General features: G+C 69.7%; 21 protein-coding genes. 15 read left to right on the plus strand and 6 right to left on the minus strand.

From position 1 onward, the window contains the following. Nucleotides 1-23 precede the first annotated feature (23 nt). The gene (locus DEJ49_RS27435) at nucleotides 24-1,994 is read left to right on the plus strand and encodes an ATP-dependent DNA helicase (protein ID WP_150186577.1); all 1,971 of its coding nucleotides are present in this window, start codon (nucleotides 24-26) and stop codon (nucleotides 1,992-1,994) included. Nucleotides 1,995-2,084: 90 nt separating this feature from the next. Here DEJ49_RS27435 and lexA read toward each other — a convergent pair whose 3' ends face one another. Continuing rightward, complete coding sequence (gene lexA / locus DEJ49_RS27440) at nucleotides 2,085-2,870, minus strand: transcriptional repressor LexA (protein ID WP_030778599.1); 786 nt, start codon at nucleotides 2,868-2,870, stop codon at nucleotides 2,085-2,087. A 496-nt stretch (nucleotides 2,871-3,366) separates the two neighbouring features. Here lexA and nrdR point away from each other — a divergent pair, with 496 nt between their 5' ends. Continuing rightward, nucleotides 3,367-3,912, plus strand: a complete 546-nt coding sequence (gene nrdR / locus DEJ49_RS27445) for a transcriptional regulator NrdR (protein ID WP_150186578.1) — start codon at nucleotides 3,367-3,369, stop codon at nucleotides 3,910-3,912. Between the two features lie 137 nt (nucleotides 3,913-4,049). Continuing rightward, complete coding sequence (locus DEJ49_RS27450; protein WP_150186579.1) at nucleotides 4,050-6,947, plus strand: vitamin B12-dependent ribonucleotide reductase; 2,898 nt, start codon at nucleotides 4,050-4,052, stop codon at nucleotides 6,945-6,947. Nucleotides 6,948-7,056: 109 nt separating this feature from the next. Here the strand turns inward: DEJ49_RS27450 and DEJ49_RS27455 are convergent, their stop codons facing one another. Further along, the gene (locus DEJ49_RS27455; RefSeq protein ID WP_263398830.1) at nucleotides 7,057-7,662 is read right to left on the minus strand and encodes a TerD family protein; all 606 of its coding nucleotides are present in this window, start codon (nucleotides 7,660-7,662) and stop codon (nucleotides 7,057-7,059) included. A gap of 123 nt (nucleotides 7,663-7,785) precedes the next feature. Here DEJ49_RS27455 and DEJ49_RS27460 point away from each other — a divergent pair, with 123 nt between their 5' ends. Both DEJ49_RS27460 and DEJ49_RS27465 read left to right on the plus strand, forming a co-directional pair. Next, nucleotides 7,786-8,616: an arylamine N-acetyltransferase family protein gene (locus DEJ49_RS27460; RefSeq protein ID WP_150186581.1), complete on the plus strand. Its 831-nt coding sequence runs from the start codon at nucleotides 7,786-7,788 to the stop codon at nucleotides 8,614-8,616. 33 nt (nucleotides 8,617-8,649) lie between these two features. Then, nucleotides 8,650-9,255 carry a YdbC family protein gene (locus DEJ49_RS27465; RefSeq protein WP_150186582.1) on the plus strand — a complete coding sequence of 202 codons (606 nt, stop codon included), beginning with the start codon at nucleotides 8,650-8,652 and terminating at the stop codon, nucleotides 9,253-9,255. Nucleotides 9,256-9,354: 99 nt separating this feature from the next. Here the strand turns inward: DEJ49_RS27465 and DEJ49_RS27470 are convergent, their stop codons facing one another. Continuing rightward, nucleotides 9,355-9,885 carry a TetR/AcrR family transcriptional regulator C-terminal ligand-binding domain-containing protein gene (locus DEJ49_RS27470; RefSeq protein WP_409238966.1) on the minus strand — a complete coding sequence of 177 codons (531 nt, stop codon included), beginning with the start codon at nucleotides 9,883-9,885 and terminating at the stop codon, nucleotides 9,355-9,357. A 343-nt stretch (nucleotides 9,886-10,228) separates the two neighbouring features. Between DEJ49_RS27470 and abc-f the strand changes: the two genes are divergently transcribed. The 3 genes from abc-f to DEJ49_RS27485 all read left to right on the plus strand — a co-directional run bounded on the left by abc-f (nucleotide 10,229) and on the right by DEJ49_RS27485 (nucleotide 13,591). After that, nucleotides 10,229-11,851, plus strand: coding sequence for a ribosomal protection-like ABC-F family protein (gene abc-f, locus DEJ49_RS27475; protein ID WP_150186584.1), 1,623 nt, complete (start codon nucleotides 10,229-10,231; stop codon nucleotides 11,849-11,851). Nucleotides 11,852-11,885: 34 nt separating this feature from the next. Next, nucleotides 11,886-12,545, plus strand: a complete 660-nt coding sequence (locus tag DEJ49_RS27480; RefSeq protein ID WP_150186585.1) for a histidine phosphatase family protein — start codon at nucleotides 11,886-11,888, stop codon at nucleotides 12,543-12,545. 137 nt (nucleotides 12,546-12,682) lie between these two features. Further along, entirely contained in the window at nucleotides 12,683-13,591 is a 909-nt protein-coding gene (locus DEJ49_RS27485) for an ADP-ribosylglycohydrolase family protein (RefSeq protein WP_150186586.1), read from the plus strand. A 509-nt stretch (nucleotides 13,592-14,100) separates the two neighbouring features. Here the strand turns inward: DEJ49_RS27485 and DEJ49_RS27490 are convergent. Continuing rightward, the gene (locus tag DEJ49_RS27490) at nucleotides 14,101-15,660 is read right to left on the minus strand and encodes an MFS transporter (protein ID WP_150186587.1); all 1,560 of its coding nucleotides are present in this window, start codon (nucleotides 15,658-15,660) and stop codon (nucleotides 14,101-14,103) included. A 139-nt stretch (nucleotides 15,661-15,799) separates the two neighbouring features. Here DEJ49_RS27490 and DEJ49_RS27495 point away from each other — a divergent pair, with 139 nt between their 5' ends. The 3 genes from DEJ49_RS27495 to DEJ49_RS27505 all read left to right on the plus strand — a co-directional run bounded on the left by DEJ49_RS27495 (nucleotide 15,800) and on the right by DEJ49_RS27505 (nucleotide 17,908). Continuing rightward, nucleotides 15,800-16,414, plus strand: coding sequence for a TetR/AcrR family transcriptional regulator (locus tag DEJ49_RS27495; protein ID WP_150186588.1), 615 nt, complete (start codon nucleotides 15,800-15,802; stop codon nucleotides 16,412-16,414). A 68-nt stretch (nucleotides 16,415-16,482) separates the two neighbouring features. Next, the gene (locus DEJ49_RS27500) at nucleotides 16,483-17,184 is read left to right on the plus strand and encodes a ribonuclease HII (protein WP_150186589.1); all 702 of its coding nucleotides are present in this window, start codon (nucleotides 16,483-16,485) and stop codon (nucleotides 17,182-17,184) included. Nucleotides 17,185-17,263: 79 nt separating this feature from the next. Further along, complete coding sequence (locus DEJ49_RS27505; RefSeq protein ID WP_150186590.1) at nucleotides 17,264-17,908, plus strand: hypothetical protein; 645 nt, start codon at nucleotides 17,264-17,266, stop codon at nucleotides 17,906-17,908. A gap of 162 nt (nucleotides 17,909-18,070) precedes the next feature. On the opposite strand, the gene DEJ49_RS27510 is transcribed toward DEJ49_RS27505, so the two are convergent. Next, nucleotides 18,071-18,742, minus strand: coding sequence for a hypothetical protein (locus DEJ49_RS27510; protein WP_150186591.1), 672 nt, complete (start codon nucleotides 18,740-18,742; stop codon nucleotides 18,071-18,073). Between the two features lie 344 nt (nucleotides 18,743-19,086). Here DEJ49_RS27510 and DEJ49_RS27515 point away from each other — a divergent pair, with 344 nt between their 5' ends. Next, the gene (locus tag DEJ49_RS27515; RefSeq protein ID WP_150186592.1) at nucleotides 19,087-21,246 is read left to right on the plus strand and encodes a RecQ family ATP-dependent DNA helicase; all 2,160 of its coding nucleotides are present in this window, start codon (nucleotides 19,087-19,089) and stop codon (nucleotides 21,244-21,246) included. 62 nt (nucleotides 21,247-21,308) lie between these two features. Here DEJ49_RS27515 and DEJ49_RS27520 read toward each other — a convergent pair whose 3' ends face one another. Next, nucleotides 21,309-22,256, minus strand: a complete 948-nt coding sequence (locus DEJ49_RS27520; RefSeq protein ID WP_150186593.1) for a methionyl-tRNA formyltransferase — start codon at nucleotides 22,254-22,256, stop codon at nucleotides 21,309-21,311. A gap of 283 nt (nucleotides 22,257-22,539) precedes the next feature. Between DEJ49_RS27520 and DEJ49_RS27525 the strand changes: the two genes are divergently transcribed. The 3 genes from DEJ49_RS27525 (at nucleotide 22,540) to DEJ49_RS27535 (ending at nucleotide 26,103) form a co-directional block, all read left to right on the plus strand. Further along, a complete protein-coding gene (locus DEJ49_RS27525; RefSeq protein WP_150186594.1) occupies nucleotides 22,540-23,892 on the plus strand; it encodes a lysine N(6)-hydroxylase/L-ornithine N(5)-oxygenase family protein in 1,353 nt (450 codons plus the stop codon). 94 nt (nucleotides 23,893-23,986) lie between these two features. Next, entirely contained in the window at nucleotides 23,987-25,045 is a 1,059-nt protein-coding gene (locus tag DEJ49_RS27530; protein WP_150186595.1) for a FecCD family ABC transporter permease, read from the plus strand. Beyond that, nucleotides 25,042-26,103 (plus strand): FecCD family ABC transporter permease, encoded by a 1,062-nt coding sequence (locus DEJ49_RS27535; protein WP_150186596.1) that lies wholly within the window; start codon nucleotides 25,042-25,044, stop codon nucleotides 26,101-26,103. The genes DEJ49_RS27530 and DEJ49_RS27535 overlap by 4 nt, the downstream gene beginning before the upstream one ends. Nucleotides 26,104-26,119 lie beyond the last annotated feature (16 nt).

Consider the following 26,119-nt stretch of genomic DNA (forward strand, 5'->3'; position numbering starts at 1 on the left):
GGGCACCGTAGGGTGGTCGCGCTATGACGAAGCCCTCGCTCCCCGAGCTCCTGCACGCTGCCGTCGCCGCTGTCGGCGGTACGGAACGCCCTGGCCAGGTGTCCATGGCCGAGACCGTCGCCGAGGCGATCGACGATGGCTCCCACCTGCTGGTCCAGGCCGGCACCGGCACCGGTAAATCCCTGGGCTACCTGGTGCCGGCGCTCGCCCACGGCGAGCCGGTGGTGATCGCGACGGCCACCCTCGCCCTGCAGCGACAGCTCGTGGAGCGCGACCTGCCGCGCACCGTGGACGCCCTGCATCCGCTGCTGCGCCGCCGACCGCAGTTCGCGATGCTCAAGGGGCGCTCGAACTATCTCTGCCTGCACCGCCTCCACGAGGGCATGCCGCAGGACGAGGAGGAGGGCCTTTTCGATCAGTTCGAGGCGGCCGCTCCCACCAGCAGGCTGGGCCAGGACCTCCTGCGCATGCGGGACTGGGCGGACGAGACCGAGACCGGTGACCGCGACGATCTGACCCCCGGGGTCTCCGACCGGGCCTGGTCCCAGGTGTCCGTCTCCTCCAGGGAGTGCCTGGGAGCGTCGAAGTGTGCCTACGGAGCGGAGTGCTTCGCGGAGGCGGCCCGCGAGCGCGCCAAGCTCTCCGAGGTCGTCGTCACGAACCACGCGCTGCTCGCCATCGACGCCATCGAAGGCGCCCCTGTCCTGCCTCAGCACGAAGTGCTGATCGTGGACGAGGCGCATGAGCTGGTCTCCCGCGTCACCGGCGTGGCCACCGGGGAGCTCACTCCGGGGCAGGTCAGCCGTGCCGTGCGCCGGGCCGCGAAGCTGGTCAACGAGAAGGCCGCGGACCAGCTCCAGACCGCTTCGGAGGGCTTCGAGCGGCTGATGGAGCTGGCCCTGCCCGGCCGACTCGAAGAGATTCCCGAGGACCTCGGCTATGCGCTGATGGCCCTGCGGGACGCCGCGCGCACGGTCATCAGCGCGCTCGGCTCGACCCGGGACAAGTCGGTCCAGGACGAGGACGCGGTCCGCAAGCAGGCGCTCGCCTCCGTGGAGTCGATCCACGACGTGGCGGAGCGCATCACGAACGGTTCCGAGTGGGACGTGGTCTGGTACGAGCGCCATGATCGCTACGGAGCCTCCCTCCGGGTGGCCCCCATGTCCGTGTCGGGGCTCCTCAGGGAGAAGCTCTTCGCCGACCGTTCGGTCGTCCTGACCTCCGCCACGCTCAAGCTGGGCGGTGACTTCAACGGAGTGGGGGCCTCGCTCGGTCTCGCCCCGGAAGGCACCGAAGCCGATGACGCGCCCGTCTGGAAGGGGCTCGACGTCGGCTCCCCGTTCGACTACGGCAAGCAGGGCATCCTGTACGTCGCCAAGCATCTGGCCCGGCCGGGACGCGAGGGCACGCGCAGCGACATGCTGGATGAGCTGGCCGAGCTGATCGAGGCGGCCGGCGGGCGCACCCTCGGCCTGTTCTCCTCGATGCGAGCCGCTCAGGGGGCGGCGGAGGAGCTGCGGGAGCGGTTGGACATGCCGATCCTCCTGCAGGGTGAGGAGACGCTGGGCGAGCTGATCAAGGGCTTCGCGGCCGACCCGAAGACCTGCCTGTTCGGGACGCTCTCGCTGTGGCAGGGCGTCGACGTGCCGGGCCCCAGCTGCCAGCTGGTGGTCATGGACAAGATCCCGTTCCCGCGTCCCGACGATCCGCTGATGAGCGCCCGCCAGAAGGCGGTCGACGAAGCCGGTGGCAATGGCTTCATGGCGGTCGCGGCGACCCACGCGGCCCTGCTGATGGCGCAGGGCGCGGGACGTCTCGTACGGGCCTCCGGGGACCGTGGAGTGGTCGCTGTCCTGGACCCCCGCCTGGCGACGGCCCGCTACGGCAGCTACCTGCGGGCTTCGCTGCCCGATTTCTGGTACACGACGGACCGCAATCAGGCCCGTCGCTCGCTGGCCGCGATCGACGCGGCGGCGAAGGCGGACGAGGCGTAGCCCCGACTGGCTCCGACGGCGCAGGTCGTCGGAGACGCAGCAGGGCCCCGGAACCGGCGCAGTTGGTTCCGGGGCCCGGTCAGGGGCGAGTCACACCCGCCGGAGCACCGCCACGACCTTGCCGAGGATCGTCGCCTCGTCGCCGGGGATCGGCTGGTACGCGGAGTTGTGCGGGAGCAGCCAGACGTGGCCGTCCTCGCGCTTGAATCGCTTGACCGTCGCCTCGCCGTCCAGCATGGCGGCCACGATGTCGCCGTTCTCCGCGACGGGCTGGCGGCGCACCGTGACCCAGTCGCCGTCACAGATGGCGGCTTCGATCATGGAGTCACCGACGACCTTCAGTACGAAGAGCTCGCCGTCACCGACCAGCTGGCGCGGGAGCGGGAAGACGTCCTCGACCGATTCTTCGGCGAGGATCGGTCCGCCGGCGGCGATGCGGCCCACGAGGGGGACGTACGACGCGGCGGGCTTGCCTGTGGTGTCGGTGGGCTGGCTGCTGGGCTGGTCCGAGCCCCGCACCTCGTACGCCCGCGGGCGGTGCGGGTCGCGGCGCAGGAAGCCCTTGCGCTCCAGAGCCATCAGCTGGTGGGCCACGGAGGAGGTGCTGGAGAGCCCCACCGCCTGACCGATCTCCCGCATGGACGGCGGGTAGCCTCGCCGCTGCACGGAGTCCCTGATGACCTCGATCACTCGGCGTTGCCTGTCGGTCAGCCCCGAGCTGTCCGCGCGGATGCCTGGAGGTCGGCCCGGCAGGGAGCGAGTGGGCTTGGGCCCCTCCTGGTTCGTGGCTGCGTCATTCATGGCATGCACCGGCTCGAGTCGGCTCTGGGAGCGGTCCTGGGCTGTGATGGTGGCGCTGTCTGCGGTGGTGGTCACGTCGGTCGGCCCCTCTCGAGATGTTCTCTCCCTAGCTAGCCAACGGTAGTTGCTTTCGAAAGGTTGCGCCAAACACACGTTCGAGTGAAAAAACGGAGATTACCTACCGTGATCATGTGTTTGGGTGTATGGCTAACGCTCGGGCCGAACGGCAATTCGGTTCATTACGGTACGCTTCACCGCCGGGACAGTGAGCCCCTCGGTGGGGCCCCCATACTGCCACCCGGCACCCCGTCAACCCGGCACCGGCCCCCGCCCAGAGCGGCGCGAGTGGCCTTTGCGTGCGTCCGGGATGGTCTGATGCGGCACGACACGCGCGATGCCGAAAAAGCGACCAAACCCCAGATCTAGTGGTTGGATTGCGGCAGCAGCCCAGAAGTTGTGGTCCCTGGTCTTTCAGGGGCTCGAGGATCGCCTATGCTTGGGGCTGCTTCGAGGGGCCCCAAGGGCCCGTTGATGCCGATGAGTCGTGCCGTGAAGGAGGGTTGGAAGTTCCATGCACTGCCCCTTCTGCAGGCACCCCGACAGCCGCGTGGTCGACAGTCGCACCACTGACGACGGCACGTCGATCCGACGGCGCCGTCAGTGCCCCGACTGCTCCCGTCGTTTCACGACCGTGGAGACGTGCTCACTCATGGTGGTGAAGCGCAGCGGCGTGACGGAACCCTTCAGTCGCACCAAGGTCATCAATGGCGTCCGCAAGGCATGCCAGGGACGGCCCGTGACCGAGGATGCCCTCGCACTGCTCGGCCAGCGGGTCGAAGAAGCGGTGCGGGCCACCGGAAGCGCCGAGCTCACCACTCATGACGTGGGCCTTGCCATACTCGGCCCGTTGCAGGAGCTCGACCTCGTCGCCTACCTGCGCTTCGCGTCCGTGTACCGGGCCTTCGACTCGCTCGAGGACTTCGAGGCCGCCATCGGGGAACTGAGGGAACAGCGGCTCGAGGCCGAGCCGCGCGACGCGGGCGGAGAGCGCGTCGTGAACGACCGCGGGCCTGGCGGGACTGTCGAAGTCCCGGTGCCCGCCACTGCCGCCGACTGACCGGCTGGCCGACGGGCCGGCGGCGAACCAGACCTGTTGAAGGCGCCCTCCGGGGTGCCCTCGACACCAGACACACATCCGTGCCATGGGAACAACGTGGCACTTCAGGGCGTTTTAGCCTGATATAGGGAGGCGGCATGACCGAGACGACGAGCGGCCCGGCACGAGGTTCCCGCGCCAAGGGTTCCAAGGCCAGCAAGGGTCTGCGTATCGAGCGCATCCACACGACCCCCGGCGTGCATCCGTACGACGAGGTGGTCTGGGAGCGCCGTGACGTCGTCATGACCAATTGGCGCGACGGCTCGATCAACTTCGAGCAGCGTGGCGTCGAGTTCCCCGACTTCTGGTCGGTGAATGCGGTCAACATCGTCACCAGCAAGTACTTCCGCGGGGCCGTCGGCACCCCGCAGCGCGAGACCGGCCTCAAGCAGCTGATCGACCGCATCGTGAAGACGTACCGCAAGGCTGGTGAGGACTACAACTACTTCGCCTCGCCCGCCGACGCGGAGATCTTCGAGCACGAGCTGGCCTACGCCCTCCTGCACCAGATCTTCAGCTTCAACTCTCCGGTCTGGTTCAACGTCGGAACGCCCCAGCCCCAGCAGGTGTCCGCCTGCTTCATCCTGGCCGTCGACGACTCCATGGAGTCGATCCTCGACTGGTACAAGGAAGAGGGCATGATCTTCAAGGGCGGCTCCGGCGCCGGCCTGAACCTGTCCCGCATCCGTTCCTCCAAGGAGCTGCTGTCCTCCGGAGGCAACGCCTCGGGCCCCGTCTCCTTCATGCGCGGTGCCGACGCCTCCGCCGGAACCATCAAGTCCGGTGGTGCCACCCGCCGCGCCGCCAAGATGGTCATCCTCGACGTCGACCACCCCGACATCGAGGGCTTCATCGAGACCAAGGTGAAGGAAGAGGAGAAGATCCGCGCCCTGCGTGACGCGGGCTTCGACATGGACCTGGGCGGCGACGACATCACGTCCGTCCAGTACCAGAACGCCAACAACTCGGTCCGTGTGAACGACACGTTCATGAAGGCGGTCGAGGAGGGCGGCAAGTTCGGCCTCACCTCCCGCATGACGGGCGACGTCATCGAGGAGGTCGACGCCAAGTCGCTCTTCCGCAAGATGGCCGAGGCCGCCTGGGCGTGTGCCGACCCCGGCATCCAGTACGACGACACGATCAACGCCTGGCACACCTGCCCGGAGTCCGGCCGCATCAACGGCTCGAACCCGTGCAGTGAGTACATGCACCTGGACAACACGTCCTGCAACCTCGCCTCGCTGAACCTGATGAAGTTCCTGAAGGACGACGGCAAGGGCAACCAGTCCTTCGAGTCCGAGCGCTTCTCCAAGGTCGTCGAGCTGGTCATCACCGCGATGGACATCTCCATCTGCTTCGCGGACTTCCCGACGCAGAAGATCGGCGAGAACACCCGCGCCTTCCGTCAGCTGGGCATCGGCTACGCCAACCTGGGCGCCCTGCTCATGGCGACCGGCCACGCCTACGACTCGGACGGCGGCCGTGCCCTCGCCGGTGCCATCACGTCGCTGATGACGGGTACCTCGTACAAGCGCTCCGCCGAGCTCGCCGCGGTCGTCGGCCCGTACGACGGCTACGCCAAGAACGCCACGCCGCACAAGCGCGTCATGAAGCAGCACGCCGACGCCAACGCCGCGGCCGTCCGCATGGACGACCTGGACACGCCGATCTGGGCCGCCGCCACGGAGGCCTGGCAGGACGTCGTCCGCCTCGGCGAGAAGAACGGTTTCCGTAACTCTCAGGCCTCGGTCATCGCCCCGACCGGCACCATCGGTCTCGCGATGTCCTGCGACACCACGGGCCTGGAGCCCGACCTCGCCCTGGTGAAGTTCAAGAAGCTCGTCGGCGGCGGCTCGATGCAGATCGTCAACGGCACCGTGCCGCAGGCCCTGCGTCGCCTGGGCTACCAGGAGGAGCAGATCGAGGCGGTCGTCGCCCACATCGCCGAGAACGGCAACGTGATCGACGCCCCGGGCCTGAAGCCCGAGCACTACGAAGTCTTCGACTGCGCCATGGGCGAGCGTTCCATCTCCGCGATGGGCCACGTCCGCATGATGGCCGCGATCCAGCCCTGGATCTCGGGAGCCCTCTCCAAGACGGTCAACCTCCCGGAGACCGCCACCGTCGAGGACGTCGAAGAGGTCTACTTCGAGGCCTGGAAGATGGGCGTCAAGGCGCTCGCCATCTACCGCGACAACTGCAAGGTCGGCCAGCCCCTCTCCGCCAAGAAGAAGGAGGAGGAGAAGGCCGAGATCACCGAGAAGACCGAGGACACGATCCGTGCCGCGGTCGAGAAGGTGGTCGAGTACCGCCCGGTCCGCAAGCGCCTCCCCAAGGGCCGTCCCGGCATCACCACGTCCTTCACGGTGGGTGGCGCCGAGGGCTACATGACCGCGAACTCCTACCCGGACGACGGTCTCGGTGAGGTCTTCCTGAAGATGTCCAAGCAGGGCTCGACCCTCGCGGGCATGATGGACGCCTTCTCCATCGCCGTCTCCGTCGGTCTGCAGTACGGCGTGCCCCTGGAGACGTACGTCTCCAAGTTCACGAACATGCGCTTCGAGCCGGCCGGCATGACGGACGACCCGGACGTGCGGATGGCGCAGTCGATCGTCGACTACATCTTCCGCCGCCTGGCGCTTGACTTCCTGCCCTTCGAGACGCGTTCCGCGCTCGGCATCCACTCGGCCGAGGAGCGTCAGCGCCACCTGGAGACCGGGTCGTACGAGCCCGCCGAGGACGAGGTGGACGTCGAGGGCCTGGCCCAGTCCGCTCCGCGGCAGCCCGAGTCCCTGAAGGCGGTCGCCACGCCGAAGGCGGAGGCGGAGACGGTCAAGGAGGTCCCGCAGCAGGCGCACACCAGCGCTGAACTCGTCGAGATGCAGCTGGGCATCCAGGCCGACGCCCCGCTCTGCTTCTCCTGCGGCACGAAGATGCAGCGCGCCGGCTCCTGCTACATCTGCGAGGGCTGCGGCTCGACCAGCGGCTGCAGCTGACAGCGACCGGTCCACGTCCGACGCGCGGTGCTGAGCGCTCCGCGCGGAGGACGGTGGGCCGAACCTGAGAGAGGGTGTCGACCATGGGTCGGCACCCTCTTCCGGTGCGTCAGTGTTCGCTGCCCATCAGGGACGCGAAGGTCGTCGGGTCGGCATCGAAGCCGCGGACGAGACCGCGGAACGACCACGCTCCGGCTGCGTCCCGCGTGAACTGGGCGATCGTTGCGGCCGTGCTGCCGGCGACGTCGGAGAGGTCGCTCTCCGCCAGGTTGTTGTGACCCTCGCGGATGCGGAACGCGGCGTTGGAGATGTCTCCGAAGACCTTCTGTCCCGTCTCCTGCTGTATGGCCACTCCCACCACGACACGCGTGTAGGTCGGGGCGAGCCGGTCCAGTTCCAGCGTCATGATCTCGTCGAAACCGAAACCCTGGCCCGTCCTGCTGTCACGGTTGAGGGTGATCGTGCCGTCGGGGGAGCGGCTGTCGAAGTGCACGAGGTACACAGGGGCGCCATACGGAGCGTCGGCCGCGTACGTCGCCGCGATGATGTCGAGGTCATTGGGCGGCGTTCCGGCCGGGCTCGGGTCCCACTTGAGACCGACTTCGACCTTCTTGATGCCCTTGTGGACACTGTTCACTGGACTTCCCCCTCCTTGTTCCCCGGGTTCCCCGGCCGCTCCGACCGCGCGAGGCCTGTTCCACCACGTGCACGCCATGACGTAACGCACACGCTACGGCGTACGACTGACAACGTCGTAGCGCCCCAGGTCAGAGACTGGTCAAGTGAGCCACGCCCAAACCTGGTTGGTGCGGTGCACGACCCCGTAGATCATGGACCCATGACATGGAACGGGGAAGAACTCGACATCGATGCCTACTTGGCGAGGCTCGGACATACGGGCAAGACGGAGCCGGACCTGGAGACCCTGCGCACGCTCCACAGGGAGCATGTCGCGGCGATCCCCTTCGAGAATCTCGAGATGATGCTCGGCAGGCCGGTCCCGCTGGACCTGCCCGCCCTGCAGGACAAACTGCTGCGTCGGCAACGGGGCGGCTACTGCTACGAACAGAATCTGCTCTTCGCGGCCGCCCTGGAACGCATCGGCTTCCATGTCGTCGGTCTCGGGGCACGTGTCAGGGCCGGGGCCACCTCCACGCGTGCGGTGAGTCACATGCTCCTCAAGGTGGAGGTCGACGGGGAAGCCTGGCACTGCGACACCGGCTTCGGAGCCGACGGGCTGCTCGAACCGATCCCGTTGCGCGGGGATGTGGAAATGCGACAAGGAGAGTGGCGATTCAGCCTCCACGAGGAGGATGAGGACGAAGGCGTCCTGGTGCTGCGGACATGGCAGCCCGGAAGCGGATGGTTCGACCTCTACGCGTACACACAGGAGCGGCGCCTCCCCGTCGACTACGTGGTGATGAACCACTACACCTCGACCCACCCCAGGTCGTCGTTCATTCGCCGGCCCGTGCTGCAGAAGGCCGGTCCCGAGGTGCGCCGCAGGCTGGTCGGCGATCTGCTGACGCTGACCCATCCGGACGGCACGACGGACGAACGAAGCGTTCCTGTGGGCGAATTGACGGACGTTCTCGACCGCGAGTTCGGTATTGAACTCGATGCCGAGGACTCCGCGGAGCTGATCCGGGTGCACTACGCCGGAGCGTGACCCGGGCCGTGCTCCGCGCCGTACGATGGCGCGGTGCTGGTCAAGTGGATTCGCTGCTCCGTGGTCGATCGTCGGGGGTTCGAACGAGGACAGCGGAAGTGGGCGGGGCTCTTGGGGGAGCCGGGGTTCCGGGGGCAGGGCGGGGGGTGGAGCCGAGGGCGGCAGGGTGTCGCCCATGTCTTCACGTTCTGGGAGAGCCGCGCCTTCTACGACTCCTTCATGGCCCGTTCCCACGATCGGCTGGCGGCCGGGCAGTCCGGCACCTACAAGGACCTCCGAGCCAAGCTCTTCGACCACCGTTTCGATGTGAAGACCGGGTTCGAGCCGCGCTTCACCGACGTGGACGTGGTGCGCGTCGCGCACTGCCGGGTCCGGGAGCCGCGGGTGGAGCATTTCGCGCTGATGCAGGAGAAGGTCTGGAACCCTGCCATGGCCGGCTCGCCCGGCATGGTGCGGGGCCTCTTCGGCGAGGCGCCCGGACACGAATTCCTGGTCCTTTCCATGTGGTTGTCGTCGGCCGAGCACGGCAAGTACCGCGCCGAGCGGGTGGAGCGTCTCTCGCTGCGGGCGCAGACGGAGGCCGATGTCGCTGCGCTCGCGGGCGACATCGTGGAACTGGAACCGTCGTGGACGGTGTGACCTCTTCTTGATCCTGGGGCGGCCGGGCACGCTGGGGCCGCTGGGCTTGCTGGGGCGGCCGGGCCCGCTGGAGGCCGGGGGCCTGGGTTGCCGCCCACCTCACCGCCGGGCGAACGCACCCGCACGTGTCGCGGCGACGGCAGCTGCGGCCGCCTGGTCAGCGAGAGCCGTGTCGACCGGTTCTCGCGTGATGAATACGCGGAGCAGCAGGGGCGCGGACACGGCACGGACGAGCGCCGCCGCGTCGGTGTCCGGGGCCGCCTCGCCGCGTTCCACCGCGCGCTCGACGACCGTCTCGCAGCGCCCGAACCGCTCGGCGTAGAAGGCGTGGAGGGCATCGGCTGCCCGTGCCGACTGGAAGGCCGCCGCGACGAAAGCGGTGGGGGCCGCCGCGGTCGTCTCGTCGGAGAAGGACTCGACCACCTCGCGGGCGAGCTCCCGCAGATCGCCTTCGAGGCTTCCGGTGTCCGGCGGAGTCCACGTGTCCTCACCCGCCATTTCCAGGGCGTCGGCGACCATGCCTTCGAGGCCGCCCCAGCGGCGGTACAGCGTGGTCTTGTGGACTCCGGAGTGATCGGCGACGTACTCGACGGTGAGCCCGGGATATCCGTGGTCGGCGAGTCCGCTCAACACGGCGTCGCGGACGGCTGCGCGAGTCCGGGCCGTCCGGCCGCCGGGGCGACGGGTGCCCGGCGCGGGCGAGACCGACGAAGCGGGCGAAACGGACCCTGAACCCGCTGGCTCGGTCGACTCGGCCCGTTCCTCTGCGCCCGGCCCCCTTCCTTCCGCGCTGGGTGCGCCACCGCTCTGACCAGCAGAAACAGCCTTGCCCTTCATCTTTACGCCCCTTCCCCGGCCGTTCGGTCGGCACAATAATCGCTACCCGTGTTGCGTTAGGTGCGCCAGTCTGCCACACTCATCGTAATGCGACAGAGGTTGCGTTTGATGGAGTGGATGGAAACCGGGGGTTCCTGTGCCTACTCAGATTTCTCTGCACGACGTGACCAAAGCTCGCGGGGATCGGCTGATCCTCGACGCGGTCTCTCTCGCGATCAGGCCGGGTGAACGCATAGGCGTTGTGGGGGAGAACGGCGCGGGCAAGTCCACGCTGCTGCACCTGATGTCCGGAGACCTGCGGCCCGACGAGGGTGAGGCGGTCACTGTCGCCGAACGGGGGGCCGGCCTGCTCGCGCAGACTCCCCGGCTTCCGGCGGACCGGCACGTCGGCGATGCCATCGACGCGGCTCTGACCGAACTTCGTTCCATGGAGCGTCGCTTGCGGGAACTTGAAGCGGGGCTCGGGTCCGCCGGTGAGCAGGACCTGGGCCGGGACCTGGGCGAGTACGGGGACCTGCTCACCGCTTTCGAGTTGCGCGGCGGATATGAGGCGGACGCGCGCGTGGACAAGGCGATGCACGGTCTGGGGCTCGGGCACATCGGCCGGGACCGGGTGCTGGGGAGTCTGTCCGGCGGCGAACAGGCCCGGCTCGGTCTCGCCTGCCTCATCGCGGCCGCTCCCGAGGTCATGTTCCTGGACGAACCGACGAATCACTTGGACGAGAGTGCGCTTGACTGGCTGGAGAGTGCCCTCTCGGCACATCGCGGGACGGTCGTCGCGGTCTCCCATGACCGCATGTTCTTGGAGCGCGTGACCACCGCGATCCTTGAAGTGGACGCCGACCGTCGATCGGTGGTGCGGCACGGCGGTGGCTACCAGGGACTGATCGCGGAACGGGCGGCTGCGCGGCTGCGCTGGGAGCAGCAGTACGAGCAATGGTGCGAGGAGACGAGCCGCCTCCAGGAGTTCATGGCGACCACCGCCCATGCGGTGGCCGGTGGGCGAGGGATGAAGGACAACAACAAGATGGCGTACGACCGGGCCGGCGGGCGGGTCCAGGCCTCGGTCGCGGGACGTGTCAGGAACGCCCAGGAACGACTCCGAAGGCTGCGGGAGCAGCCGGTTCAGCGGCCGCCCGAACCGCTCAGCTTCACTGCACGTCCGCTGACAGGCGCGACGCAGGGCGAGCTGGTGAGCCTGCGGAACGTGAAGGTGGGAGAGCGCCTCTCCGTGGAATCGCTCACCGTCTCGGCGGGGGAGCGACTGCTGATCCACGGAGGCAACGGCGCGGGCAAGTCCACACTGCTGCGCATCATGGCGGGAGTGCTGCAACCCGACGCAGGCACGGTCGTCCGCAGAGGACGGATCGGCTACCTCGCCCAGGAGATACCGGTACGACGCCCGACCGAGTCTGTCCTCGACGCCTTCGGGCAGGGCCTGGGCCTGGCTGACGACGAGCAGAGGGAGCTGCTCCTCTCCTACGGCCTGTTCAGGCCCCGTGACCTGCACGTCCCGGTGGGCTCCCTGTCCGCGGGGCAGCGGCGGAGGCTGGCCCTCGCCCGCCTGCTCGCCAGACCCGCCGACCTGCTGTTGCTTGACGAGCCGGCCAACCATCTGGCGCCGGGTCTGGTCGAAGAACTGGAGGCGGCACTGGACCAGTGGACAGGAGCGCTGGTCGTCGTCTCGCACGACCGATTGCTCCGTCGGCGCTTCACGGGCCGAATACGCCGGATGGAGTCCGGGCGGCTACCCGACTGAGCAGCCCACCAGCGACCCGATCTAGGGTTTCCCTATGGCACGCCCGAGGCGCATCATCCTGGTCAGGCACGGCGAGTCGGCAGGCAACGCCGACGACACCGTGTACGAGCGCGAACCCGATCACGCCCTCGAGCTCACCGAAACGGGGTGGTCGCAGGCGGGGGACACGGGGAAACACCTGCGGGAACTGCTCGGTCGCGAGCGCGTGAGCGTGTACGTGTCGCCGTACCGCCGCACCCACGAAACCTTCCAGGCCTTCCGGCTCGACCCGGAGCTGGTGCGCGTCCGGGAGGAGCCGAGGCTGCGGGAGCAGGACTGGGGCAACTGGCAGGACAGGGACGACGTGCGGCTGCAGAAGGCGTACCGCGACGCGTACGGGCACTTCTTCTACCGGTTCGCGCAAGGAGAGTCGGGGGCCGACGTCTACGACAGGGTCGGGGCCTTCCTGGAGAGCCTCTACCGGAGCTTCGAGGCGCCGGACCATCCGCCCAACGTCCTGCTGGTCACGCACGGGCTCACGATGCGGCTGTTCTGCATGCGGTGGTTCCACTGGTCGGTGGCCGAGTTCGAGTCGCTGTCCAACCCGGGCAACGGGGAGATGAGGGTGCTGGTGCTCGGCGACGACGGCAAGTACACGCTGGACCGGCCGTTCGAACAATGGCGGAAGCCTGAGTCGTACGGCGTCACGGGCTAGACGACGTCGGAGGGGAGGGGGGTCGACCCCGGTCCGGAGCTGTGACCGGGATATCACCGGGCGGCGGTTCCGGCAGGCTCGGGGGAAGCGGTTGAGTGGTGCTGGATCCGTTGGCAACGAATTAGAGTGGCAGGGCGATGACCGCTGATTCCTCTCCCGACCGGCGCCTCGAGCGCGCTCTGGCCAGTCTGCGCGGACTGGCGGTGGGGGACGCGCTGGGCTCACAGTTCTTCGTCCCCGCGCATTACCCCCTGCTCAAGCGCCGCGAGCTGCCCGACGCTCCCTGGCAGTGGACTGACGACACGGAGATGGCCTGCTCCGTACTGGCCGTCCTCACCGAGCACCGTCGAATCGACCAGGACGCCCTCGCCCTGTCGTTCGCCCGGCACCACGACTTCGACCGTGGCTACGGTCCCGCCGTGAACCGGCTGCTGCGGCAGGTCCGCGAAGGCGGGGACTGGCGGGAGCTGGCCTCCGCGCTCTTCAAGGGGCAGGGGTCCTGGGGGAACGGTGCGGCCATGCGGATCGCCCCGCTCGGCGCCTGGTACGCGGACGACCCGGAGCAGGCGACGCACCAGGCGGAGATCTCGGCGTACCCCACGCATCAGCACCGTGAGGCCGTCGTCGGAGCGATGGCGGTGGCCGCGGCCGCGGCGCTGGTGGCCGCTCCCGCGGGGCCGCCCGCGCCGAAGGAACTGCTCGACGGCGTGATCGACCTGGTGCCGCGCAGTGCGGTGGGGGCGGGGTTGCGCAGGGCGCGGGACATGCTCGACTACGGCGACGCGGGAACCGTCGCGGCGGTGCTGGGGTGCGGTCGGCGGACGACGGCGCACGACACGGTGCCGTTCGCGTTGTGGTCGGCGGCTCGTGGGCTCGGGGCGTACGAGCGGGCGATCTGGGACACGGCTCAGGTCGGCGGGGACATGGACACGACGTGCGCCATCGTCGGCGGTGTCGTCGCCGCCGGGGAGGGTGGGGCGCCGCCCCGCGAGTGGCTGGACCGGACGGAGGCGCTGCCGGACTGGGCTCTCGACGGGACGGTCTGAACCTCCGCTCGGAGACCCGTGCTCGACGACCCGCGCGTGACGGGTCCGCTCGGCGACCTTCGCTCAGCGAGTCTCAGCGAGCCTCAGCGCAGTGACTGTCCGCTGAGGTTGTCCGCGAGGGTCTCCTCGCTCGGCACGCGGCCCGCGGTGGGCGGTGCGCCCGGTCCGGGGCTACGGCTCAGGCCGTTGCCTCGGGGCCACGGCTCGGGCCCCCGTGTCTCGGGGCCACACCTAGGGCTCCCGTGGCTCAGGGTCACAGTTCGGGACCCCGTGTCTCAGGGGCCACGGCTCAGAGCCATGCCTCAGAGCCATGCCTCAGAGCCATGGCTCATGGCCACACCGTGGTCCGCCCCGTGTGCACCGGCACCGGCACCGGCCCCGCGCCCCGCTGCGTGCGGGCTCTGCTCCACGCGCCGCAGGTGCCGACCGGCGTGGTGGTTGAGGTCGCCACGTCTGTCGGCACCCGTTCTGTCGGCACCCGTTCCCGCGGTCTCGCGGGTGGTTGTTCGTCAGCCGGCTGCCGGGCCCGCCGCGCTGGCCGTGCCGGCGAGGGCGTCGAGGTCGCTCTTGCGGACGCGGATCACCAGTGCCGCGGTGATCAGGGCCAGGACGGCCATCGCGGCGGCCGGGATGAAGGCGGTGGAGATGCCCTCGGCCAGGATCTCGTGGCTCCAGGGAGCCGGGAGCTCGTGGGTCTTGGCGAACTCGGCCTTCTGCTCCGGGGAGGCGGTGGCCATGAAGTCGGCCACTTGGTCCTTGGCCTCGTTGCGGCTCGCCGTCCCGAAGACCGTGGTGAGGATGGAGAGGCCGAGCGAGCCGCCGACCTGCTGGGTGGCGTTGAGGAGGCCGGATGCCGCGCCCGCCTCGTGCAGGGCCACTCCGGAGACGGCGGTCAGGGTCAGGGTCACGAAGTTCAGGCCCATGCCGAAGCCGAAGAGGAGCATCGGGCCGAGTACGCCGCCGACGTACGAGCTGTCGGGGCCGATCAGGGCCTGCCAGCCGAGGCCGACGGCGACGATGGCCGAGCCGGTCACCATGAACGGCTTGGGACCGAGGACGGGGAGGAACTTCTGCGACAGGGCCGCGCCGATCGCGATGACCACCGTGACCGGGAGGAAGGCGAGGCCGGCCTCGATCGGGGTGTAGTTCAGGATGTTCTGGACGAAGAGGACGATGAAGAAGAACATGCCGAACATCGCGGCGGCCAGGCTGAGCATGATCACATAGGTGCCGGAGCGGTTGCGGTCGGCGAACATGCGGAGGGGTGTGATCGGCTCCTTCGCCCGCTTCTCGACGAACACGAAGGCCACGAGCAGGACGACCGCGGCGGCGAACGAACCCACGGTGATGCTGTCGCGCCAGCCCTCTTCGGAGGCGCGGATGAACCCGTAGACCAGGGAGGCCATGCCGAGCGTCGATGTCAGGGCGCCGAGGATGTCGAAGCGGCCGGGGTGGCGTTCGGACTCATTGATGTAGAGCGGGGTGAGGACGGCGATCAGGATGCCGATGGGCACGTTCACGAACAGGACCCAGCGCCAGTTCAGCCACTCGGTGAGCATGCCGCCCGCCAGGAGGCCGATGGCGCCGCCACCCGCGGAGACGGCGGCGAAGACGCCGAAGGCGCGGTTCCGCTCGGGGCCTTCGGGGAAGGTCGTCGTGATCAGCGCCAGCGAGGTGGGCGAGGCGATGGCGCCTCCGACGCCCTGCAGGGCGCGGGCGGCGAGCAACTGCCAGGGCTCCTGGGCGAATCCGCCGAGGAGCGAGGCGAACGTGAAGAGGAGGATGCCGGCCATGAAGACGCGGCGGCGTCCCAGGATGTCACCGGCGCGACCGCCGAGGAGCAGCAGCCCGCCGAAGGTGAGGGTGTACGCGCTGACGACCCAAGTGAGGTCGGTCGTCGAGAAGTTGAGGGCTCCCTGGATGTGGGGGAGCGCGATATTCACAATCGTGGCGTCCAGTACCACCATGAGTTGGCAGGCCGCGATGACGGTGAGAGCTAAGCCGGGGTGCCCCTCTCGGCGGGCGGTTCCGGGCTTTTGATTCTTCGTCAGCTGAGAGGTGGTCGACATGATCCCCCACAAGTTCCTTAGTGAACGGTTCCGTTCACTGTCAATCACGACGGTAGTGACACCTCTTGAGTGAACGCAACCGTTCACTGATCCTTCTTCTGTTCTCTGCCTCCCTTGTGTCCTCTATGGAGAGAAATTGATGGCTACTTCCCGTTGGTCCGCGGTTCCCGCACGGACGGCGTCGGCGCGCCGCCGGGGGCCCGTCCTGGAACGGGCGATCCTCGATGCCGCCCTGGAGCAGCTCAGCACGGTCGGCTGGAGCGGGCTGACGATGGAGGGCGTGGCCGCGGGGGCGCAGACGGGCAAGGCCGCGGTGTACCGGCGGTGGCCGTCCAAGGAGGATCTCGTCGTCGACGCGCTGCGGGCCGGGCTGCCTCGGCTCGACAGTCCGCCGGACCGCGGCAGCGTCCGCGAGGACCTGTTGCAGCTGTGCAAGGAGATGCGGGTCACGATGTTCTCGCGCACCGGTTTCGCCCTGCGTGCGGTGCTTCACGAATGCGATACGGCGACGGCCGAACGTTTCCATGAAGTGATCTTCCAAGGCGTCATCGAGCCGAGTGTCCAGTTGATCAAGGAGGTCATACGCCGGGGAATCGAGCGCGGAGAGGTGCGCTCCGGGGGAGTGGACGCGTATGTCTGCGATGTCATTCCGGCGATGTTCATGTATCGCTCGAAGGTGTGCGGGAGCGAATGGAGCGACGAGGAATTCGAGGCCTTGATCGACCGGGTGATGGTTCCGATGCTGCGCCTCTGAGGGGCCGGCCGTCCGAGGGCGGGGCTGGGTGTCGCGGGCGGGCCCCGGCGGCGTAGGCTATTGCCGCCATGCCGTACGAACCACCCACCCACACCGTCGAGCGCTCCTTGCGCGCCACCACCGGAGCGAAGATCGTCGCCGGTGTCGACGAGGTCGGGCGCGGCGCGTGGGCGGGGCCGGTCACCGTCTGTGCGGCGGTCACGGGCCTGCGCAGGCCGCCGGAAGGGCTCACCGACTCCAAGCTGATCACTCCCAAGCGGCGTACCGCGCTCGCCGAGGAGCTGACGGGCTGGGTCACGGCGCACGCCCTCGGTCATGCCTCGCACGAGGAGATCGACGACATGGGGATGACGGCCGCGCTGCGGCTCGCCGCGGTGCGTGCTCTGGAGGGGCTGCCGGTCCGCCCGGACGCGGTCATCCTCGACGGGAAGCACGACTATCTCGGCACTCCCTGGCGGGTTCGTACGGTGATCAAGGGCGACCAGTCCTGTGTGGCCGTCGCCGCGGCTTCGGTGATCGCGAAAGTTCAGCGCGACAAAATGATGGCCGAACTGGGCATCGAACATGCAGACTTCGGTTTTGCGGCCAACGCCGGCTATCCGTCGCCGGTGCACAAGGCCGCGCTGGCGGAGCGGGGGCCCACCCCGTACCACCGGCTCACGTGGGCGTATCTTGATGCGTTGCCCCAGTGGCGGCACCTCAAGAAGGCCCGCAGCTGGGCGGACGGAAATGTTCCGGAAATCGAGGGTCAGCTCGGCTTTGAGTTCTGACGCTTTTCCGGGCCTTCCCGTCGCACTCATGTGCCACCCGCCGACGCGCGTCGCATCGGCGTTTGATAGACAACACTTCATGCCTCTCATTCCCGAGGAGCCTCAGATTCACGAGAGTGCCCAGGGTCCCCGCGCCACGACGGCCAGCGGCCGTACCGCGCCGACCCCCCGCCCCGTACCCGGACCGCGTCCCGCGGCCCCGCCGCGCCCCGGCCGTCCGGGTCCTGCCCGGCCGATGCCGCCCGCGCAGCGCACGCCGCGTGACGCGGCAGCCAAGCCCGGGCCCGCCGCCCCGGCTGCCCCCGGTCCCACCGCCTCCGACGCCCCGGCGCCTGTGCCGCAGATCCAGCTGATCCCGGCTTCGGCCGAGGGTGCGCTGGACGCGGCCGAGGAAGCGGTCGACCTTCTTCTCGACTCCGGGCGTGCCCCCGGCGAGGTCCTGGTGATCAGCACCGGTGACCCGCACCCGTGGGCCGCGCACGAGCTGTCCTTCGGTGAGGCCTCCTACTGGGCCCAGCACGACGCGGGCGACGACGTCTTCTACGCCGACGCCGCCGCCCTGGATCGTGCCGCGTCCCGGCCCGTGGTCGTCGTCGCCCTCAACGGCGGCAGCGAGGAGACCGCGGTCGCGGCCCTGCCGACGGCCCTCACCCGAGCCGGCACCCTGCTGATCGTCTGCGGCGACCCGCAGCGGATCAACTCGATGCTGGGCGCGGCCGCCTGAGACGACCTCCGTCGGCCGAAGTCATGGCCGACATGGGGTCGTGGCAGGCGTGGAGTCGTGGTTGACCGTGCGGTGGTGCCGTCGGGCGCCGACCGCGCGGGAGCACGGTGACGTGGCCGACGTGCGCTGATGTGGGCCGACGTACACCCGACGTGCCGTACGTCAGCGTGCCGCCGCGCGGCGCAGGACATCGGAGGCAGCCCCTCCGGTGCGTATCGCCGGCGGATCGGTTCCGGTGAAGGGCTCGGGCCGCGAGCCGATGCTCGGCTGTCGGCCGCCGCGCCCCTCGCCCAGCACCTGCCAGCCGTCGGACGTCAGCGTGATGTACGCGCCGCAGCGCAGCCCGTGCAGCGTGCAGGCATCGCGCAGGCCCCACATCCAGGCACCGTCCTCCTGGGTCCAACGGGCGTCCCCTTCACGGCAGTAGAGCAGTACCGCGGTGCGTACCGGAGTGCGGCGGCGCAGGTCGTGCGGGATGACCCGGCGCAACTGCGCGAGCAGCGCGTTGCGGAAGACCCAGCCGTCCGTCACCGTCGCGCGCCGACTGAACGAGGCGCTCGCGCGCAGCCGTTCGTCGGGGTCGAGGACCGCCACGACGGCCGTCGTCGGCGTCGGCAGATGGCGCGCGTGCAGACCGCTGACGACGTCTCGCGGGTTGCGCAGCAACGGAATGCCCGCCGCCGACCACTCGGCGGGTTCCAGCATCCGCGCCAGTCGGTGGGCGGAGTCGGCGGAGTCGGGGGAGAACTCGGCCGAAGCCGAGGTCGAGGTCGACGCCGACACGGGTGAGCCCGGCGTGGATGCCGCGCCGGACGAGGCGAATCCGAAGGTCACGGTCCTCCCTTCGGCTACGCGCCCGTACGCGGGCGGGGTCGGGCTGGGGGAGCGCACCGCGGCACGGCCCTGGGGACCACGGGGCGCACGGGAGCGCTTCCAATTGTTCCCGCCGCGATCGCCGGGGGCAATGAACAAATCGGCACGGGATGCCGGTATCGGACGGTGCGTTGCTTATATCCCTGCCCAGATCATCCGCGTCCGAGTCCTCCGAGTCCTCCGAGCCCTGTGACTCCTCCGGGTCCTCCGGGTCCTTGGGGTCCTTCGGGTCCTTCGAGCCTTCCGGGACCCGTGGGGCCGTGGCGGATTCGGCGATTGTCAGTGGCATCGGGTTGCATGGAGCCATGGACACCCTGGAGCTCCGCACCGAAGCCGACGCCATCCTCGCCGAGCTCGTCGGCGACCCCGGGGGGTCGGCCCGGCTGCGCGAGGACCAGTGGCAGGCGGTCGCCGCGCTGGTGCAGGAGCGGCGGCGCGCCCTGGTGGTGCAGCGCACCGGCTGGGGCAAGTCGGCGGTGTACTTCGTGGCGACGGCCCTGCTGCGCCGCCGCGGCGCGGGCCCGACCGTGATCATCTCCCCGCTCCTCGCCCTCATGCGCAACCAGGTCGAGTCCGCGGCGCGCGCCGGTATCCAGGCGCGCACCATCAACTCGGCCAACCCCGAGGAGTGGGACACGATCTACGGCGAGGTGGAGCGCGGCGAGACCGACGTCCTCCTCGTCAGCCCGGAGCGTCTCAACTCGGTGGACTTCCGCGACCAGGTGCTGCCCAAGCTCGCGGCCACCACCGGTCTGCTGGTGGTGGACGAGGCGCACTGCATCTCCGACTGGGGCCACGACTTCCGGCCCGACTACCGCAGGCTGCGGGCGATGCTGGCCGAGCTCTCGGCCGGCGTGCCCGTGCTCGCCACGACCGCGACGGCCAACGCGCGCGTGACGGCGGACGTGGCCGAACAGCTCGGCACCGGTGCGGGCGAGGCGCTGGTGCTGCGCGGCGCGCTGGAGCGCGAGAGCCTGCGCCTCGGCGTCGTGCAACTGCCCGATGCCGCCCACCGGCTGGCCTGGCTCGCCGAGCACCTCGACGAACTGCAGGGCTCCGGGATCATCTACGCCCTGACCGTCGCCGCCGCCGAGGAGGCCACCGCGTTCCTGCGGCAGCGCGGCTTCAAGGTGGCGTCGTACACGGGGCGTACGGAGAACGCCGACCGGCTGCAGGCCGAGACCGACCTCCAGGAGAACCGGGTCAAGGCGCTGGTCGCCACCTCGGCGCTGGGCATGGGCTTCGACAAACCGGACCTGGGTTTCGTGGTGCACCTCGGCTCGCCGTCCTCGCCGATCGCGTACTACCAGCAGGTGGGCCGCGCGGGGCGAGGCGTCGAGCACGCCGACGTGCTGCTGCTGCCGGGCAAGGAGGACGAGGCCATCTGGCGCTACTTCGCCGATACGGCGTTCCCGCCCGAGGCGCAGGTCCGCCAGACCCTCTCCGCGCTCGCCGACGCGGGGCGGCCGCTCTCCGTGCCCGCCCTGGAGGCCGTGGTGGAGCTCCGCCGCACCCGGCTGGAGACGATGCTGAAGGTCCTCGACGTGGACGGCGCGGTCAAGCGGGTCAAGGGCGGCTGGATCTCCACGGGCGAGCCGTGGGTGTACGACGCCGAGCGGTACGCGTGGGTGGCCAGGCAGCGACAGGCCGAGCAGCAGGCGATGCGGGACTACGTGAGCACGGACCTGTGCCGCATGGAGTTCCTGCGCCGGCAGCTGGACGACGAGGGTGCGGCTCCGTGCGGGCGGTGCGACAACTGCGCGGGTGCCTGGACCGACGCGTCCGTCTCCGAGGACGCGCTGTCGGGCGCCACGAAGGAGCTGGACCGGCCCGGCGTCGAGGTCGAGCCGCGCAGGATGTGGCCGACGGGCATGGCGGCGCTGGGTGTCGAGCTCAAGGGGCGTATTCCGGCCAAGGAGCAGTGCTCCACCGGTCGGGCGCTCGGCCGTCTCTCGGACATCGGGTGGGGCAACCGGCTGCGTCCGCTGCTGGCCGAGAACGCGCCGGACGGGCCTGTCCCCGACGATGTACTGAAGGCGGCGGTCGCGGTCCTCGCCGACTGGGCACGTTCGCCCGGGGGATGGGCGACCGGCGGCGCGGACGCGGCGGCCCGGCCGGTGGGCGTCGTGGCCGTGCCGTCGCTCTCCAGGCCGCAGCTCGTCGGCTCGCTCGCGCAGGGGATCGCGAGCGTCGGTCGCCTGCCCTTCCTGGGGACGCTGGCGTACGAGGGTCCTGACGGCGCGCACGCGGCGCGCCGCAGCAACTCCGCCCAGCGGCTGCGGGCGTTGTCGGACGCCTTCGCCGTCCCGGAGGAGCTGGCCGCCGCGCTCGCCGCCTCACCGGGTCCTGTCCTGCTCGTCGACGACTACACCGACTCGGGCTGGACCCTCGCCGTCGCCGCGCGTCTCCTGCGCAGGGCGGGCGGCAGGGAGGTGCTGCCCCTGGTGCTGGCGGCGGCGGGCTGAGCCTCCCCCGGAGGGAGGGGAGGCTCAGCCGGGGGGAGGCTCCGAAACTGCGGAGCCATGGCTCACGGACGGCTCGTCAGGTATCCGCCCATGGAGGTGAAGTACTCCGTCGCGGGCAGCTCGCGGCCGTCCTCGGTCCGTACGTGCGTGATGGCCAGGCCGTGGTTGCGGCCGAAGCGCGCGTCGGCTCCGGCGACGATCACCACGCCCTCGCCCTCGCGGTAGAAGATGCGGCCCGGCGTGCCGCCGTAGCGGTTCTCGGACACGACCGCGGAGACGATCTCCAGGCGCTTGCCCTTGTGGAAGGCGTAGGCGCTCGGGTACGGCGCGGACTGGGCGCGCACCAGGCGCTCCAGGTCCTCGGCGGGCCAGGTCCAGTCGATGCGGATGTCCTCGGCGGACCGCTTGTGGAAGAAGCTCGCCTGGGAGCGGTCCTGCTTGGTGAACTCCGTCTGCCCGCCGGCGATGAGGTCGAGTGCGCCGATGGTGACCGGGGCGATGAGGTCGACGGTCTTGTGGAAGAGGTCGGTGGCGGTGTCCTTCGGGCCGACCGCGACCGCCTCCTGCCGGACGATGTCGCCGGCGTCGAGCTCGTCGTCCATCATGTGCGCGGTGACGCCCACTTCGGACTCGCCGTTGATCATCGCCCAGATGATCGGCGAGAAGCCGGCGTACTTCGGCAGCAGCGAGTCGTGGACGTTCAGCGTGCCGTAGCGCGGGAGGCCGAAGATGCGCGGCGGGATCCAGGTGCGCCAGTTGTTGGCCACGATGATGTCCGCGTCCGCCTCCTTGAGGCGCTCGAACAGCTCTTCGTCGTCAGGGCGGTTGCGGATCAGGACCGGGACGCCGTGCTCCTCGGCGAGGTCGGCGACCGAGTCGCTCCAGATCTTCTCGTACGCGTGCTCGCTCTTGGGGTGAGTCACCACCAGCACCACGTCGTGCTCGGAGTCCAGGAGGGCTTGCAGGGTGCGGTGCCCCCAGGTCTGGTAACCGAACATGACGACCCGCATGGGGGTTCCTCCTCAGGGCAGGGAATGACTGACGCTAAGTAAAGCAAGGCTTACCTTACTGTGCAATGCGTCCACTCGGCACCGTAACAACGCGAGTGCTCCGTGCCCCAGTTGAGGGCGTGACTGCCCGTCCGGTATGCCCCCATGTCTGTTTTGCCCGGTCGACAGCTGTCACGTATTAGCTTAGGCTCACCTAAGTTCGAGTGGGTCGCCCGTCGACGTGCCCACTTTTTGTACCTTCCCCCACGCCTGACAGGCGGCTTCCCCGCACGATGGGAGTGACATGTCACAGGTTCTTCCTGGCGACGACGCACCACTGGTCCACGACCTCATTGGCATCGGCTTCGGCCCGTCCAACGTGGCGATGGCGATCGCGCTCAGCGAGCACAACGCGAGCGTCGGCAGGGAGGAGACGGTCACCGCTCACTTCTTCGAGCAGCAGCCGAGCTTCGGCTGGCACCGCGGCATGCTGATCGACGACGCGACCATGCAGGTGTCCTTCCTCAAGGACCTGGTGACACAGCGGAACCCCACCAGCGAGTTCAGCTTCCTCTGCTACCTGAAGAGCAAGGGCCGCCTGACCGACTTCATCAACCACAAGAACCTGTTCCCGCTGCGCGTCGAGTTCCACGACTACCTGGAGTGGGCCGCGGCCAAGGTCGACGACCAGGTCTCCTACGGCCACGAGGTCGTCGGGGTCACGCCGTTCGTGCGGGACGGAGCGGTCGAGTACCTGGACGTCACCGTCCGGTCGGCGGAGGGCCTCGCGGTCCACCGCGCCCGCAACCTCGTCATCGGCACCGGCCTGCGCCCCCTCATGCCGGAGGGCGTGGAGCGCGGCGACCGCGTCTGGCACAACTCCGACCTGCTCGCCAAGGTCGACGGCCTGGAAGGCACTTCGCCCTCCCGCTTCGTCGTCGTGGGCGCGGGCCAGAGCGCCGCCGAGAACGTCGCCTACCTGCACCGCCGCTTCCCCGAGGCCGAGATATGCGCCGTCTTCTCGCGCTACGGCTACAGCCCCGCGGACGACAGCTCCTTCGCCAACCGGATCTTCGACCCGGACGCCGTCGACGAGTACTTCGAGGCCCCCGAGGGCGTCAAGCGCCGCCTGATGGACTATCACGGCAACACCAACTACTCCGTGGTGGACATCGACCTGATCGACGACCTGTACCGGGAGTCGTACCGGGAGAAGGTCCTCGGCACCGAGCGCCTCCGCTTCCTCAACGTCTCGCGCCTCACCGGCGTCAAGGAGACCCCGGACGGCGTCCGCGCCACCGTGAAGTCCCTCGTCACCGGCGAGGAGAACCCCGTCGACGCCGACGTCGTGGTCTTCGCCACCGGCTACAGCCCCGCCGACCCCATCGGCCTCCTCGGCGAGGTCGCCGACCGCTGCCTCCGTGACGACGAGGGCCGCGTCCGCGTCGAGCGTGACTACCGCGTGGCGACCGACGCCGACCTGCGGTGCGGCATCTACCTCCAGGGCGGTACGGAGCACACGCACGGCATCACGTCGTCGCTGCTGTCCAACATCGCGATCCGGGTCGGTGAGATCCTCGACTCGGTGCGCGAGCGGAGCGCCGCGTCCGCCGAGGCCCGCCCGGTCGCCGGCGAGACGGGCAGCGCCGCGCGCTAGAGCGCGGGCGCACGAGCCACGACGCAGGCCCCGCCCGCCGTACGGCACGATCCGATCAAAGGGACAACGGATCAAAGGGATAACGTACGTCGACATGAGCACGACTGCAGTGGAGCGACCCGCGCCGAGGGACGCAACGGAGTCCCGTCGGCGGCGGGTCGTGGGCCTGGGCGTCCTCGCCGCGGTCCTGGTGATCGCGGCGGCGGCGTCGCTGGCCGTCGGGGCGCGGGCGCTGACCCCGGCCGAGGTGTGGCACGGGCTGTTCGCCGGGCCGGAGTCCGACCAGCGGCTGACCGAGATCCGGCTCATCGTGCAGACCGTCCGCGTGCCGCGGACGGTGCTCGCCGTGGTGGCGGGCGTCGCGCTCGGTGTCGGCGGCGCGCTGATCCAGGGGTACACCCGCAACCCCATCGCGGACACGGGCCTGTTGGGCGTGAACGCGGGCGCGTCGTTCGCTGTGGTGACGGTGGTCGCTCTGTTCGGGTTCTCCAACCCGTTCCAGTACGTGTGGTTCGGCTTTCTCGGAGCGGCCGTCTCCGGTGTCGTCGTGTTCGGCCTCGCGAGCATCGGGCGGGGAGCCGGGAATCCCCTGACCCTGGCCCTCGCCGGGCAGGGCATCACGGTGTTCCTCGCCGCGATGACCACGGCCGTCTCCCTCTCGGACACACAGTCCCTGAACGCGCTGCGGTTCTGGAACGCGGGCTCCGTGGCCGGTGTCGACTTCGACGTGATCTGGCCGGTGACCGCGTTCATCGCCGTCGGCCTGGTCCTCGCCCTGACCACGCTGCCCGCCCTCAACCTGCTCAACCTGGGCGAGGACGTGGCGCGGGGGCTCGGCGTGAACATCGCGGTCAGCCGGACCGTCGGCATCCTCGCCATCACCCTGCTCGCGGGTGCGGCGACGGCGGCCTGCGGCCCCATCGCGTTCCTCGGCCTGATGGTGGCGCACGTGGCCCGCTACCTCACAGGACCGGACTACCGTTGGCTGGTGCCGTACGCGGGACTGCTCGGCGCGGTCGTCCTGCTGGTCTGCGACATCGTGGGCCGACTGGTGGTGCGGCCCGGCGAGTTGGAGGCCGGGGTCGTCGTGGCCCTGCTCGGGGCGCCGTTCTTCGCGGTCCTGGTCTGGCGAGGAAAGTTCAAGAACGCATGAGCGAGACAGATGTGAAGCCCGCACTGACGCCGGGCGTCCGGCTCGGACCCCTGTCGTTCGTCTGGCGGCCCTGGCTCGTCCTCGTCACGCTGGTCCTCGCGGCGGCGACCTTCCTGGTGTTCTGCCTGTCCATCAGCATCGGCGACTTCCCCATCGGCCTCTCCCGCGTGCTGGCCACGCTCGTCGGCCGCGGCGAGCAGGTCGACGAGTTCGTCATCATGGATCTGCGGATGCCGCGCGCCCTGGCGGGGCTCGTCGTGGGCATCGCGCTCGGCGTCTCCGGCGCGATCACGCAGTCGGTCGCGCGCAACCCGCTGGCCAGCCCCGACATCCTCGGCATCACCGGCGGCGCCAGCGCGGTCGCCGTGTTCTCGGTGACGGTGTCGGGCGGGACCGCGGCGGCGGTCATCGACTCGATCGGGCTCTCCGCCGCGGCCCTCGCCGGTGGCCTGTTCACGGGCCTGCTCGTGTACTTCCTGGCGTGGCGGCGCGGGGTCGACGGCTTCCGGCTGATCCTCATCGGCATCTCGGTGAGCGCCGTGACGCAGGCGATCACGACCTGGCTCCTCGTCTCCGCCGACATCAGGGATGTGGCGCGCGCCCAGGCGTGGCTGGTCGGTTCGCTGGAGAACCGGTCGTGGGACCAGGTGTGGGTGGCGCTCTGGTGCTCGCTCGGCCTGCTTGTCGTCGTGGCCGCGGCAGCCTTCCAGTTCAAGCCGCTGCACCTCGGCGACGACATCGCGGCGGGGCTCGGTGTCCGCTTCGGGCGGGTGCGTGCGGTGCTGCTGCTGTGCGCGGTACTGCTGGCGGCCGTGGCCGTGAGCTCGGCGGGACCCGTTCCGTTCGTGGCGCTGGTGGCGCCGCAGGTGGCGATGCGTCTGACGCGCCGTCCGACGCCGCCGCTGATCGCGTCCGGTCTGTTCGGGGCGCTGCTCCTGATCGGCGCCGACCTCACCGCGCGTGCGGTGCTGCCGAACAATCTCCCCGTCGGCGTGGTCACCGCCGCGATCGGCGGCCCCTTCCTCGTCTACCTGTTGGTGCGGGCGAACCTCAAATAGCGGGCTCGGCTCGATT

The sequence above is a fragment of the Streptomyces venezuelae genome (assembly GCF_008642335.1).
In the GTDB taxonomy this organism is placed as follows: domain Bacteria; phylum Actinomycetota; class Actinomycetes; order Streptomycetales; family Streptomycetaceae; genus Streptomyces; species Streptomyces venezuelae_F.

Excerpts from the sequence above, each read along its gene's own strand:
- DEJ49_RS27435 (WP_150186577.1), top strand. The coding sequence starts at position 24 with ATGACGAAGCCCTCGCTCCCCGAGCTCCTGCACGCTGCCGTCGCCGCT.
- nrdR (WP_150186578.1), top strand. The coding sequence starts at position 3,367 with ATGCACTGCCCCTTCTGCAGGCACCCCGACAGCCGCGTGGTCGACAGT.
- DEJ49_RS27450 (WP_150186579.1), top strand. The coding sequence starts at position 4,050 with ATGACCGAGACGACGAGCGGCCCGGCACGAGGTTCCCGCGCCAAGGGT.
- DEJ49_RS27455 (WP_263398830.1), bottom strand. The coding sequence starts at position 7,662 with ATGGCGTGCACGTGGTGGAACAGGCCTCGCGCGGTCGGAGCGGCCGGG.
- DEJ49_RS27460 (WP_150186581.1), top strand. The coding sequence starts at position 7,786 with ATGACATGGAACGGGGAAGAACTCGACATCGATGCCTACTTGGCGAGG.
- DEJ49_RS27480 (WP_150186585.1), top strand. The coding sequence starts at position 11,886 with ATGGCACGCCCGAGGCGCATCATCCTGGTCAGGCACGGCGAGTCGGCA.
- DEJ49_RS27485 (WP_150186586.1), top strand. The coding sequence starts at position 12,683 with ATGACCGCTGATTCCTCTCCCGACCGGCGCCTCGAGCGCGCTCTGGCC.
- DEJ49_RS27490 (WP_150186587.1), bottom strand. The coding sequence starts at position 15,660 with ATGTCGACCACCTCTCAGCTGACGAAGAATCAAAAGCCCGGAACCGCC.
- DEJ49_RS27495 (WP_150186588.1), top strand. The coding sequence starts at position 15,800 with ATGGCTACTTCCCGTTGGTCCGCGGTTCCCGCACGGACGGCGTCGGCG.
- DEJ49_RS27500 (WP_150186589.1), top strand. The coding sequence starts at position 16,483 with ATGCCGTACGAACCACCCACCCACACCGTCGAGCGCTCCTTGCGCGCC.
- DEJ49_RS27505 (WP_150186590.1), top strand. The coding sequence starts at position 17,264 with ATGCCTCTCATTCCCGAGGAGCCTCAGATTCACGAGAGTGCCCAGGGT.
- DEJ49_RS27515 (WP_150186592.1), top strand. The coding sequence starts at position 19,087 with ATGGACACCCTGGAGCTCCGCACCGAAGCCGACGCCATCCTCGCCGAG.
- DEJ49_RS27520 (WP_150186593.1), bottom strand. The coding sequence starts at position 22,256 with ATGCGGGTCGTCATGTTCGGTTACCAGACCTGGGGGCACCGCACCCTG.
- DEJ49_RS27525 (WP_150186594.1), top strand. The coding sequence starts at position 22,540 with ATGTCACAGGTTCTTCCTGGCGACGACGCACCACTGGTCCACGACCTC.
- DEJ49_RS27530 (WP_150186595.1), top strand. The coding sequence starts at position 23,987 with ATGAGCACGACTGCAGTGGAGCGACCCGCGCCGAGGGACGCAACGGAG.
- DEJ49_RS27535 (WP_150186596.1), top strand. The coding sequence starts at position 25,042 with ATGAGCGAGACAGATGTGAAGCCCGCACTGACGCCGGGCGTCCGGCTC.